This window comes from Metabacillus litoralis (assembly GCF_003667825.1).
Taxonomy (GTDB): domain Bacteria; phylum Bacillota; class Bacilli; order Bacillales; family Bacillaceae; genus Metabacillus; species Metabacillus litoralis_B.
The window spans coordinates 4,544,370-4,557,780 of sequence record NZ_CP033043.1 but is presented as its reverse complement, the minus strand read 5'-3'; the positions used below and the strand labels follow the sequence as shown (position 1 = coordinate 4,557,780).

The window sequence follows — 13,411 nt, the reverse complement described above, 5'->3', positions numbered from 1 at the left end:
TCAAAATTTCCTCCCTTTATTTATTACTCTAGTTTTCTCTTAACCCTATTCAACTCGAAAACTGCTACCCAAATTCTGAGTAGCAGTTTGATATACTGTTTCACATGTGAAACAAGAAAATTCGGGTGGTGACAGGCACCACTATACCTGCTCTACATTCACTCGCTTAATAAACAACGAAATAACCAAACCAACAACTGATAGGATAATCGCAAATACAAATGCGTCTTGGATACCTTCAGTGAAGGCAAGCACTTGGTTTAATGGATTTTGTTTGTCTTCTACTGTTTCCATAAAGTTACTTGTACCAGCTGATAGGATTGAAATTGAAACAGCTGTTCCAATTGCTCCGGCTACTTGCTGTAGTGTGTTCATTATAGCTGTTCCATCTGGATATAGCTCAGGTGGTAATTGATTTAATCCATTCGTTTGCGCAGGCATCATAACCATAGAAATTCCAACCATCATGACAATATGAAGTCCTATAATAAAGGCTGAAGATGTCTCCATTGATATGGTTGAAAAACCAAACATTGAGCCTGTTACGATCGTTATTCCTATTATAGTCAGCCATTTGGGCCCAAAACGATCAAATAGTCCTCCCATTACAGGTGATAAAATACCATTTATGATTCCACCAGGTAGTAATAGAAGACCAGCTGCAAATGTACTTAGAGCCAACGATGTTTGTAAATAAAGTGGCAATAGAATCATAGAAGAAAGAATGGCCATCATACATACAACAACCATTAGTAAGCCAACTGTAAACATCGGATATTTAAACGCTCGTAAATTTAAGATAGGTTGTTGCATGGTTAATTGTCGAATAGTGAATAAGACTAAGGCAACCCCTCCAGCAACCATTGAAACAATAACAGTTGGACTTCCCCAACCGCCACCTTCTCCTGCATTACTAAAACCAAATACAATACCACCAAATCCAATAGTAGATAAGATAATTGATAAAATATCAATTTTAGGCTTTGTTGGCTTCGTTACATCCTGCATAAAAATAATACCATAAATAAGTGCTGCAATGAGTAATGGTAATGAAATCCAAAAAATCCAATGCCATGATAATGTCTTAAGTATTAATCCTGAAATAGTAGGTCCTACTGCAGGAGCAAACATAATCACTAGCCCAATAATCCCCATAACTTTACCACGTTTATGTGGAGGGATAATTAATAGAATTGTATTAAACATTAGAGGGAGGAGTAATGCTGTTCCTACCGCTTGAACAACTCGGGCAATCATAAGAACACTAAAGGTTGGGGCAATTGCCGCAATGAACGTACCAATTATAGAAGCAATAAGAGATGTTATAAACAACTGCCTCGTCGTAAACCATTGTAAAATAAGTCCTGATACCGGAACTAATATCCCAAGTGTTAGCAAATATCCTGTCGTTAACCATTGAGCAGTGGTTTCTTTAATACCAAAGCCTGTAATCAAATTATTCAATGCCATGTTTAAGGCTGTTTCACTAAACAAACCAATAAAACCAGCAACAACAAAAGAAATGATAATCGGAACAACTCTCAACTCACTCGTATCAGTTACTCCCTTACCATTTGCTTGTGCATTCATTTCCATATTTGTTTCCTCCTACTAGGTTTCTTTCTTCTCTCTTTATGACAACAATAACGGCAACTGTTTTGCAATTACACGTAGAGGGTCCCCATTTTTGTGAGTAGCAGATAGTGTACAGGCTCCTTCAATCAACGCAGTTATTGTTAAGCCTAATTCTTCTGCTTTCTCTGTTTCCATGCCATGTGCTTTAAGCTTATTAACATACAAAGCTTGCCAATCCTTAAAAACAGCTTCACAAGCTAATCGTAAATTTTCGTGTGTTGAAGCTATTTCTGAAGCAATAAGACCTATTGATAATCCCTCAATCATTTTTGGATGATCAAAAATAGATGCAATTTTATTTATATAAAATTGAAATGCTTCTACAGCTGTTACTCCCTCACTCAAATCTTCCTGTGCACGTTCCAATATATCCCGTTTCATTTGATGAATAGCCTCCAAGGCAATTTCCTCTTTACCATTTGGAAAGTGATAATAGATGGAGCCTTTTGGTGCTCCGCTTTCCTCAATGATTTGATTCAATCCAGTTCCATGATAGCCTTGGCGCTGAAATAAGCATGTTGCTGTTTTAAGGATAACTTCCTTTGTACTCTCCTTTTTTGCCATTTTTACGTTTGCACCTCACAAAATTATAACAACCGGTCTAGATAATATTATTAGAGTAGTATTGGTAATGTCAAATCTTTTTGTTTATTTAGTTGAAAGATTATTTAATAGGAAGTTATTGTTGTTTTCAGAAAGCTAACTTGTATTCTGAAAACATAGCCGTTCCGATACTACTACATTGAAAATGTCCTTCATATGAAGGACATTTCTTCGCTCTACTATTTCACTTTTGTCGTTCATTGGCGCGATGAACGACACTTCTTCTTCCTAACATTTCACTTTTGTCATTCATAAGTCCAATCAACGACATTTCTTCTTCCTGCTACTTCACTTTTGTCGTTCATAAGCCTAATCAACGACATTTCTTCTTCCTGCTACTTCACTTTTGTCGTTCATAAGCCTAATCAACGACATTTCTTCTTCCTGCTATTTCACTTTTGTCGTTCATATGCCCAAACAACGACATTTCTTCTTCCTGCTACTTCACTTTTGTCGTTCATAAGCCCAATCAACGACACTTCTTCTTCCTGTTACTTCACTTTTGTCGTTCATAAGCCCAATCAACGACATTTCTTCTTCCTGCTATTTCACTTTTGTCGTTCAAAAGTCCAATCAACGATATTTCTTCTTCCTGCTACTTCACTTTTGTCGTTCATAAACCAATGAAGACAACGCCTTGTTTGCTCCTCTATTCTCACCTATCAAGTTCCACAATAAGTCCGGTAAGGCTGACCTGATTTAGGAGGCAGACTACAGTATTTTTCTTGATCAGCAGTATGTGCAAAAGGTTTGGTTAAAGCTTCCAATAAGTGCTCCATTACGGTGTAATCACCATGTTTTTCAGCTGCCTCTAATGCTTCTTCCACACGATGGTTACGAGGAATTACTGCAGGATTATGATTCCTCATTAGCTTTTGTGATTCTTCTTTAGATTCTTTTTGCTTGCTTAATCTTTCATGCCAACGCTCTTTCCATTGTTCAAATTCAGTGGAACGGAAAATTTCCATGTCATCTGATTTATCGAATGTTAAGGCAACAAAGGTATTTGTATAGTCTGCCTTATGCTTCTGCATTAAGGTAAGAAGGTCATCTATTAATGGTTTATCGTCTTTTTCTTCAGTAAAGAGACCTAACTTTGCTCTCATTCCACTAAGCCAATTTGCTTCATAAACGCCCATATATTTAGATATTTCTTCCTGAGCTATTTCAACCGCTTTATCTTGATCTTCATGAAGAAGCGGTATAAGAGATTCGGCAAATCGTGCTAAATTCCATCCACCTATAAATGGTTGGTTACCATAGGCATAACGGCCCTGAACATCAATTGAGCTAAAAACAGTTTCAGGGTCATATGTATCCATAAAGGCGCAAGGACCATAATCAATCGTTTCTCCACTAACTGTCATATTATCAGTGTTCATGACTCCGTGGATAAACCCAACGTGCTGCCACTTTGCAATTAATGAAGCTTGCTTGATGATCATTTGTTGAAGAAGTGATAGATACCTGTTATCATTTCTTTCAATCTCCGGATAATGACGCTCTATTGTATAATCAGCCAGAGCTTTAAGCTCCTCATCTGTTCCCAATTGGGCAGCAAATTGGAATGTTCCAACGCGAATATGACTTGCAGCCACACGAGTTAAAATGGCACCAGGAAGCTCTGTTTCTCGGAGAATCTTCTCACCAGTTGTTGTGACCGCTAAGCTTCTCGTAGTCGGTATACCTAAGGCATACATAGCTTCACTAATAATGTATTCGCGAAGCATTGGTCCAAGTGCAGCCCGGCCATCTCCACCGCGTGAATAAGGTGTTCTCCCTGAACCTTTTAGTTGGATATCAACCCGCTCATCTTGAGGGGTTATTTGTTCACCGAGCAGAACTGCACGACCATCACCCAACATGTTTAAATGACCAAATTGATGCCCTGCATATGCTTGTGCAAGTGGTGTAGACCCTTCTGGAATTCGGTTACCAGCAAAAACCTCTACTTGCTTATGAGCTTGTAACGCTTCGGCGTCTAATCCTAGTGATGAGGCTAATTTTTTATTCAATATGATTAACTCAGGGTTCCTAACAGGAGTTGGTTGTTGTTCACTAAAAAACTTTTTGGGCAGGCGAGCATAGCTATTGTCAATTTTCCAACCTGAATTTAAGTCTTGTTCCTTTGTCATGTGATCTCCTTTTCACCTTATATATTTTTCTTTTCGACGTTCACACATATCAATATTGTCTGCTTCTGCATACGTTATTATCCCTAATGATCTCTGTTGATAAGATAATTCAAAAAATGCTTTAGAAAGGGAATTTCTCGTGGTATTTTCTGTAGAGATTCGATTGCTTGACAGTAATGTTCCCACATCTTTTTCCTCGCTTCTTCTTGGCCCAAGATTGACACAAATGTTGAACTCTGATTTTCTCGATCTTTTCCAACTGTTTTTCCAAGCAGTAGGGGGTCTCCCTCAAAGTCGAGTAAATCATCCTTAATCTGAAAAGCAATACCCGCATGATAGGCATATTTCTTTAATGTCTCTATTTCTGTCTCATCAGCATGTGCTAGGATCGCTGGCATAATAATAGATGCTTCGAATGCCATTCCAGTTTTATAAAAGCACATTAGATTTAATTGATCTAGAGATAACGGCTTGCCTTTCGATTCCAAATCCATTGCCTGTCCCTTGCACATCTCGGCTGTCAAATATGAGGAATATTGTATTAATTTTAGGACAGTATTTGAATCAAATTTCCTAAGTGATGCTTGTTCCCACATTGCTTTCTGGGTTAAAAAGAGACCGGTTAGTTCAGCAATGGCAGTATTATAAGCCTGATGCAGTGTTTGACGCCCCCTTCGAGTCGATGCATTATCTTGTGATGGAAGATCGTCAAAGATTAAAGACGCTGTATGCATGTATTCTAATGATTTAAGTAATGGCATGATCGCAGATTGCTCTAAACCGTATACTTTTATTGCCATTACCCAAGTCACAATTGGCCTCAATCGCTTTCCATCACCATTAAGACTATAGTTTGCAGCCTCAACAATTGAACTATTCAGTCCCTCATCAACCTCAGAAATACGCAATGTATCATTTAGTTGATTACGAACAAATTTAATCGTTTCTAAAAATTCTTCCTGTTCTTTCCGCTCATTTCTCATATTATTCAGCATATGGTCGCGTAGTAGCTTATCAAAGAAATCTACGTCATCTGCTTTTTTCACCATCTTCTGAATAAGCTGTGTAAAACTTGAAGAATCAGGTGAAAATAACTTCATCACTTCATTATATTTTTCCGTACCCATTTTCCTTTTATATCGTTTTAAACCGTTTATTGCCCGATTAAGGATGACTTCACGTGTTTTGGGATCTGATTTGTATACATTGTGGATTAAGTTTGATATAACCGTCCAATATAATTCAAACGGATTAATAAGGTCGGGACGTTGAACATGATATTTCAAATAATACGTATAAGGAGTAACAGCACCTTCCTCTAAGTCATCAAACATGTCTGCAAAATCATCCGCTAGCTGATTGTAAATTCCATAATAAAAGGTTCGATCATTAAAATCCTCGTCTTCAGAAGCACTAAGTACAGAACGAACAATTAATCGTGAAGATGCAGATTTTAGAATAACCGGAATATAAATATCTTCATTTTTGTAATCTGGGTTAGAAAGGTCCTTTACACGGTCCGCTTCCTGTGATTGAAAAAATATATATGCTTGCTCCAAAAACGACTGCATATTTTCTGATTGCTGGTTTCCTTTAATATATTCAAAGGCTTCTCGTAGTTCTGAATGAATATATTGTAGTAACTCGGCATTATTTCCGCTCCATTGTCCCAAATCTGGTACAGATCCAGTAATAAGTGTTTTTCGTATCAAGTTGGAATATCTCTTCTTTTCCTCAGCTGATAACAGACTTACATCGAGCAAATCATCAATAAAAGGATAGGTTAAACCGTAACAATAGCCTAAACGAATGGCTTGGTCGAGTTTAAGAGCACGTTCAGTAGGCTCAACCCCCTCATCCATTTCCTCCACAACATGCATGACAACCCCTGCAATGATTTTTATTAATTTTCTCCGTGCTTGCTCAGGGTCAATTTCCTCAGGAATATTAGATGTTACTGATTTTAACTTATTGACGAGCCAGATCATGGTCGTTTCAATGTTTTCCTTTTGAGCTAGTCGGTATAAACCAGCCATATTGAACGTATCTGTTTTACCTGGTTTTCTCGTAAGATAACTTGTTAAACTTTCAACTACTCGGTTAACTCTTTCCTGTGTTTTAGTTGAGCTTAAATCTTTTCCTAGATCACGCATATAAAGGTAAGAAATGCTGCGTTCTAAGTAGGGAGTTAGCTTGCCTGTATATTTGAGCCATTGAATATATATGTCATAGTCCTGTGCCTCTGGCTTGTTATTTTTACGTGTAAAAACAGAGAATAGAGATTTCCGGTAAACATGGTTTTGCTTCCAGGTTTGAAAATCTTTTGTTAAAGCAGGAATATAGGTTTTGCGGGACATTTGCTCATAAAGAGATTGATAATAGAGTGAAGCCTTGCGTTCCGCGGTCTGATAAGCTTTATCAGTATCAAACATTAATTTCTCATTCATATAAATATATCCCTCAATTTAAACTCATTTTCGAATAAATAATTTATTTTATCTACCTATCATACTATCAGTATATTTAAATATAAGCTAAATGTATGATCTTTATGACCGTTGTAAAGAGGTAAAAAACTTCAATTAAAAAAGCACCTCACTGCTAGCTCTTTTGCTACAATGAGGTGCTTTCTATTTTTATGCTACTTTTGAAATATCTATTTTCTTTCCTTCCTTACGCCATTCCTTGAATTCAGCTGCTGCTGTAAAAATAGCGTCAGTTGATGAGTTAAGAGCAGTTTCAAAAGAATCTTGTAAAACACCAATGATAAAGCCTACACCAACCACTTGCATCGCAATTTCTGCCGGAATTCCGAATAAACTACATGCTAGAGGAATGAGTAATAAAGATCCACCAGCAACTCCGGACGCTCCACAAGCACATACAGCTGACAATACACTCAGAATTAGGGCTGTAGCAAAATCTACTTCAATCCCTAAGGTATGAACTGCCGCTAATGTTAATACAGAAATTGTTACTGCTGCCCCAGCCATATTAATTGTTGCTCCTAATGGGATCGATACTGAATAACTATCCTTATTTAAGCCAAGGCTTTCACACAATTTCATATTAACAGGGATATTTGCTGCAGAACTACGAGTAAAGAAAGCTGTAATTCCACTTTCCTTTATACATTTCAAAACTAGTGGATAAGGATTTTGTCTTATAGCTAAAAACACAATAATTGGGTTAACAACTAATGCAACAAAAGCCATACAACCTAGTAAAACAGCAAGTAATTTTCCATAGCTTAATAATGAGTCAATTCCATTTGTCGAGATTGATTCAAATACTAGACCCATGATACCTAGCGGAGCAAACTTGATCACCCAGGTTACAATTTTTGATATTGCCTCTGAAAAATTAGAAATCATTGTTTTTGTTGTTTCCGGTGCGCTTCTTAAAGCTAAACCAATTAGGATTGCCCACGTTAAGATCCCAATATAGTTTGAGTTAGCGATAGCATTCACAGGATTATCGACTATGTTTAAAAGCAACGTTTTAAGAACTTCTGACACACCACCTGGAGCTGTGAAACCCTCTGGCCCCTTTGCAAGTGTTAAGCCGACAGGGAAGATGAAGCTTGCAATAACAGCCACTAATCCAGCTAAAAACGTTCCAACAAGATACAGCACTACGATCGACTTCATATTTGTTTGCTGACCACTCTTATGCTGAGTAATCGCAGACATAACTAAGAAAAGAACTAAAACAGGTGCGATCGCCTTTAAAGCACCTACAAATAACGAACCTAAAATAACAACAGGCTGTGCTACATCTGGAATTGTAACAGCTAAGATCATTCCAATAAGTAAGCCTATAATGATTTGCTTAACTAGACTCAACCGATTCCAGTTTTTCAATAAATTCTTCACAATAATCCCCCACTATAAAATAGAAAATCCTTTAAAATCTATGAACTTCATATTCTTAAAATGGACTTCCAGAAATATATTCCACTGTACAAAGACAACTGTCTTTTCAATAAGTAGTATTATAGTGAGTTTTTTTATATATTACAATACTATTTGTTTAATTTTAAAAAGTCTTAAATATTAAAATATTCTAATTATTATAAGTGAAGCTTAAATATTGTTGTGATTAGTTTATGTAAGCGATTAATATATGAGAAAAATATCCATACAACCAAAAAAGTACCTGCAACAATGCAAGTACCTTTATAAAGATTAATTTCACCGCTTTTTAACCCTTTGGTGATCTTCATCTATTATTGAAAATCAACTCAATTGCTTTTGCACCTAATGATGGTCTTCATTCCTTTTATGAAGACCATCTCCATCACTTTTGCACTTATTGATGGTCTTCATTCCTCTTATGAAGACCATCTCCACCACTTTTGCACCTAACGATGGTCTTCATTCCTCTTATGAAGACCATTTCCACCACTTTTGCACTTAATGTTGGTCTTCATTCCTTTTATGAAGACCGTTTCCACCACTTTTGGACCTAACGATGGTCTTCATTCCTCTTATGAAGACCATCTCCACCACTTTTGCACCTAACGATGGTCTTCATTCTTCTTATGAAGACCATCTCCACCACTTTTGCACTTAACGATGGTCTTCATTCCTTTTATGAAGACCATCTCCACCACTTTTGCACCTAATGATGGTCTTCATTCCTCTTATGAAGACCATCTCCACCACTTTTGCACCTAACGATGGTCTTCATTCCTCTTATGAAAACCATCTCCACCACTTTTGCACTTAACGATGGTCTTCATTCCTCTTATGAAAACCATCTCAACCACTTTTGCACTTAACGATGGTCTTCATCCCTCTCATGAAAACATCATATCTTAAATCGATTCAGTAACTCTCTTAATTCTTCTCCAAATTGGGCTGTCTTTTCAATAGAAGTCATAATATCTTGAACAGACAGTAGCTGTTCTTCTTAAGAAGCCGCAACTTCGCGAATATATTTTGATGACTCCATTGATTTCTAAGAATTATCTTTAATAACAAGTTCCAACCTTTAACTTTCTTAAGCAGATTTTCGAGATGCTAAACATGGAAATTGAAATAACACACTTTATAAAAATTGTATTTTTTATTCCCTACAAAAAGAAACATCCACTCTTTAAAGAATGGATGTTTCCTGTTTATCTAGTTGCTTCTAGTATTCTTACTTCATATTTCTCTAGAGTAACATTACCCGTAATCATCTCACTATTAAGCATATCTTCTGCAACGAAATCAAAGCTGATCTCTTGCTTCTCTTCTGTAAAATTCATTACAAAGAGATAATCTCTATCAGGCGCTTGTCTTACTTGAACCGAAACACCTCTACCGTGTGCTACTTTACGAACCGGTTTAAGATGTAACTCATCTATTATTTCCTGATAAAAGTCTCGATGGAACTGATCTGCTAATCTAGCACCTATGTAATAAGATTTTCCATCCCCGAATTTATGGCTAGTAATCGCTGGAGTTTCTGCATAAAAATCTTCTTTATATTGACCTTCAACCACAGCATTACTTACTTCTAAAACAGTTGCATAATCTTTCAGTGCATAAGATTCATTGCGAAATATGACGTAGTTTCGGTCCTTTGGATATAAGGTATCTGTTTCAATAGGATTCATCCCAAAAATCTCTTGTAAATCCTTGTGCCATCCACCCGTGTATGTTAGATCATACTCATTAACGATACCACTAATATAGGTCATAACTAATCTTCCACCATTGGCCACATACTGCTTTAAGCGTGAAATAGTATCTTCACTCATTAAATAAAGCATTGGAACGATTAATAATTTATAGGCAGAAAAATCTTGTTCCTTCGTAATAACATCTACCGGAATATCTTGCTCCCAGAATGTACGATAATGCTCCTGCAACGTTTGCGGATAGCGTTTCGTTTTCATTCCAAAACCTTGTGCATCATTAATTGCCCAATTACTTTCCCAATCATAGAGAATCGCTACATCTGCAGGTCGATTGGTCCCAACTATAGCATTTAGCTTTTCTAATGTTTCACCAACTTTTGCTACCTCTTTAAATACACGGTTTTCAGAACTATTGTCATGATCAACTACTGCACCATGGAATTTTTCTGATGATCCTCGAGATTTTCTCCATTGAAAATACATCACACTATCCGAGCCATGCGATACCATTTGCATAGATGATAATAAATGCATTCCAGGTCGTTTTGCTTTATTTACCTCATGCCAGTTTACACCACTTGGAGTGGATTCCATTAACAAGAAAGGTTGCTGCTTGAGACTTCGATATAGATCATTTATAAATCCAACCTTCAAAGCTAAATCAGCTGTACTTTCCCAATCATTGTGCCAAGCAGGGTAAGCATCCCAGCTTATCACATCAAGATGTTTGGCAAACTTGCTGTAATCAAGCGCTTGGAATGGAATTAAGTCAAACGTATCTGCCATAAAGTTTGTCGTAATAGGGATATTAGGTGTTAATTCTTTTATCGGGACGATTTCATTTTCAAAGAAATCAACTGTTTGGTCCGTAACAAAACGACGCCAATCCAGATTTAAACCATGTACAGCACTTTCACCAATTGGTGACGGTGATTCAACTTGTGACCAATCATTATAGGTATGACTCCAAAACGGTGCCCACCATGCATCATTTAACAACTTAAGATTATGATCATATTTCACTTTAAGCCATTCTCTAAAGGCTTCTTGGCACAGATCACAATGACATTCTCCTCCATATTCATTTGAAATATGCCACATTAATAAAGCAGGATGCTTACCATATCTTTCTGCAAGTAAGCGGTTAATTTTTTGTGTTTTTTCACGATACACTCTTGAAGTAAAACAGTGATTATGTCTTTCTCCATGTAACTGTTTTACCCTACTCCCATTTACACGTAAAACCTCTGGATATTTTTGTGACATCCAAGCTGGACGAGCCCCACTTGGTGTTGCTAGAATCACTTTCCCTTCAATGCTGTGGATGTTTTCAAAAATTTGATCAAGCCATTCAAAATGATAGACACCTTCCTCAGGCTCTAATGCACTCCAAGCAAAAATTCCAACTGAAAAGGTGTTTGTGTGTGAAAGCTTCATTAGCCTTACATCATCTTCTAATATATCAGGACGATCTAACCATTGATCAGGGTTGTAGTCTCCTCCATGCAGCATGAAGTTTGCTTTTGTTGTATATGTTTTTTCAACTTTTGACATATAACAATCTCCTTTTCACACTTAATACAATTAACCTTTCGTTACCCCATGCCATTGAGCCGATACAAAATTCTTTTGAAAGAGGCATAATAAGTTTTTTCCAATTAATCACCTATCTAACTCAATTGTAATTCTTTTGGAAAACCATCTCCATGAATTTCTTCATTTTTCTTATTCCTATGGTTGGATCTGGTACATCCTTTATATTAACTAGATTAAGTAATTAATTTTTCCGAAAAAACTTTATACACAAACGAAGGATCCACAATTTAAGAATTTTCTGTCTTTTGACAAACCAAATCGACAAAATATACTATATTAATAGAATAAGGAGGTTTTAGTAATGTCAGATTTAAATAAACAGAAAATTGTGGCAAGCGTACCCCAAAAGGGTTTCTTTGGACACCCTAAAGGCTTGTTTACTCTTTTCTTCACAGAGTTTTGGGAACGTTTTTCCTATTATGGAATGCGTGCTATTCTCGTTTACTATATGTACTATGAAGTCTCTAAAGGCGGATTAGGACTGGACGAAAACACCGCTTTGGCGATTATGTCTATTTACGGAGCACTTGTTTATATGTCAGGAATTATTGGTGGTTGGCTTGCTGACAGGATATTTGGAACATCTAAGTCTATTTTTTATGGCGGCATATTTATTATGCTTGGTCATATTGCCTTAGCAATACCTGGTAGTGTGTCGATGTTCTTTGTTTCCATGGTGTTAATCGTAATTGGTACAGGGTTGCTAAAGCCAAATGTATCAAGCGTTGTTGGTGATATTTACAGCGAAAGTGATCATCGCCGTGATGCAGGTTTTAGTATTTTTTACATGGGTATTAACTTTGGAGCTTTTCTATCTCCACTAATTGTTGGAGAAGTTGGATTAAAACATAACTTTCACTTAGGTTTTAGTATTGCTGCTATTGGGATGTTCTTCGGATTATTAGTTTTTATTTTTACAAAAAAGAAAAACTTAGGTCTTGCTGGGACAGTTGTTCCAAACCCGTTATCGGCTTCTGAAAAGAAGAAAGTCTTTTCTACAATAGGCTTAAGTGCAGTTGTATTAGCGATTTTAATTGGTGTGACGATCTCAATGGGGATCCTTACTATCGAGACATTTATTGCACTCATAGGTATTTTAGGAATTCTAATTCCTACGATTTATTTCATTATTATGTACCGTAGCCCGAAAACAACGGAAACTGAGCGATCTAGAATTATCGCTTATATTCCATTATTTATTGCTGCTGTTATGTTCTGGGCTATTCAGGAACAAGGATCTACTATCCTTGCTCATTATGCAGATAAACGGACTAATTTAGAGTTTTTAGGATTCACGATTTCTCCTGCATGGTTTCAATCATTAAACCCATTGTTTATTATCATCTTGGCGCCAGTGTTTGCTGGTCTTTGGGTTAAGCTTGGAGACCGCCAGCCTTCTGTTCCTCAAAAGTTTTCACTTGGGTTACTGTTTGCAGGCTTATCCTTTATTGTCATTCTAGTACCAGGTTACCTATCTGGCGAAGAAGCATTAGTTAGTCCTTTATGGCTCGTTCTAAGCTATTTCATCGTTGTCCTCGGTGAGCTATGCTTATCACCTGTAGGATTATCAGCAACGACTAAGTTAGCACCTAATGCATTTTCAGCACAGACAATGAGTTTATGGTTCTTATCTAGTGCAGCTGCTCAAGCTATTAATGCACAAATTGTTGGATTCTATACTCCAGAAACTGAGAATCTTTACTTTGGTACGATAGGTGGAGTAGCAATCCTTCTTGCGATCATTCTTTTCCTCCTCTCACCAAAGATCCAGGTCTTTATGAAGGGTGTACGATAACAATCACTAAATAGAAAG

General features: G+C 36.9%; 7 protein-coding genes. 1 reads left to right on the top strand and 6 read right to left on the bottom strand.

Annotated features, from left to right (window positions below; translation table 11 throughout):
• Nucleotides 1–141 precede the first annotated feature (141 nt).
• The 6 genes from D9842_RS22220 to D9842_RS22195 all read right to left on the bottom strand — a co-directional run bounded on the left by D9842_RS22220 (nucleotide 142) and on the right by D9842_RS22195 (nucleotide 11,556).
• Nucleotides 142–1,590, bottom strand: a complete 1,449-nt coding sequence (locus D9842_RS22220; RefSeq protein ID WP_257536076.1) for a DHA2 family efflux MFS transporter permease subunit — start codon at nucleotides 1,588–1,590, stop codon at nucleotides 142–144.
• Nucleotides 1,591–1,632: 42 nt separating this feature from the next.
• The gene (locus D9842_RS22215; RefSeq protein WP_121664351.1) at nucleotides 1,633–2,199 is read right to left on the bottom strand and encodes a TetR/AcrR family transcriptional regulator; all 567 of its coding nucleotides are present in this window, start codon (nucleotides 2,197–2,199) and stop codon (nucleotides 1,633–1,635) included.
• A 701-nt stretch (nucleotides 2,200–2,900) separates the two neighbouring features.
• Nucleotides 2,901–4,373, bottom strand: coding sequence for a protein adenylyltransferase SelO (locus D9842_RS22210; protein WP_121664350.1), 1,473 nt, complete (start codon nucleotides 4,371–4,373; stop codon nucleotides 2,901–2,903).
• 83 nt (nucleotides 4,374–4,456) lie between these two features.
• The gene (locus D9842_RS22205) at nucleotides 4,457–6,820 is read right to left on the bottom strand and encodes a polyprenyl synthetase family protein (protein WP_121664349.1); all 2,364 of its coding nucleotides are present in this window, start codon (nucleotides 6,818–6,820) and stop codon (nucleotides 4,457–4,459) included.
• A gap of 189 nt (nucleotides 6,821–7,009) precedes the next feature.
• Nucleotides 7,010–8,248 (bottom strand): serine/threonine transporter SstT, encoded by a 1,239-nt coding sequence (gene sstT / locus D9842_RS22200; protein WP_121664348.1) that lies wholly within the window; start codon nucleotides 8,246–8,248, stop codon nucleotides 7,010–7,012.
• 1,247 nt (nucleotides 8,249–9,495) lie between these two features.
• On the bottom strand, nucleotides 9,496–11,556 hold the full coding sequence (locus tag D9842_RS22195; protein WP_121664347.1) for a beta-galactosidase GanA: 2,061 nt from the start codon (nucleotides 11,554–11,556) through the stop codon (nucleotides 9,496–9,498).
• A 343-nt stretch (nucleotides 11,557–11,899) separates the two neighbouring features.
• Here D9842_RS22195 and D9842_RS22190 point away from each other — a divergent pair, with 343 nt between their 5' ends.
• Nucleotides 11,900–13,393, top strand: a complete 1,494-nt coding sequence (locus D9842_RS22190) for a peptide MFS transporter (RefSeq protein WP_121664346.1) — start codon at nucleotides 11,900–11,902, stop codon at nucleotides 13,391–13,393.
• Nucleotides 13,394–13,411 lie beyond the last annotated feature (18 nt).

Excerpts from the sequence above, each read along its gene's own strand:
- D9842_RS22220 (WP_257536076.1), bottom strand. The coding sequence starts at position 1,590 with ATGAATGCACAAGCAAATGGTAAGGGAGTAACTGATACGAGTGAGTTG.
- D9842_RS22205 (WP_121664349.1), bottom strand. The coding sequence starts at position 6,820 with ATGAATGAGAAATTAATGTTTGATACTGATAAAGCTTATCAGACCGCG.
- D9842_RS22210 (WP_121664350.1), bottom strand. The coding sequence starts at position 4,373 with ATGACAAAGGAACAAGACTTAAATTCAGGTTGGAAAATTGACAATAGC.
- D9842_RS22190 (WP_121664346.1), top strand. The coding sequence starts at position 11,900 with ATGTCAGATTTAAATAAACAGAAAATTGTGGCAAGCGTACCCCAAAAG.
- D9842_RS22195 (WP_121664347.1), bottom strand. The coding sequence starts at position 11,556 with ATGTCAAAAGTTGAAAAAACATATACAACAAAAGCAAACTTCATGCTG.
- D9842_RS22215 (WP_121664351.1), bottom strand. The coding sequence starts at position 2,199 with ATGGCAAAAAAGGAGAGTACAAAGGAAGTTATCCTTAAAACAGCAACA.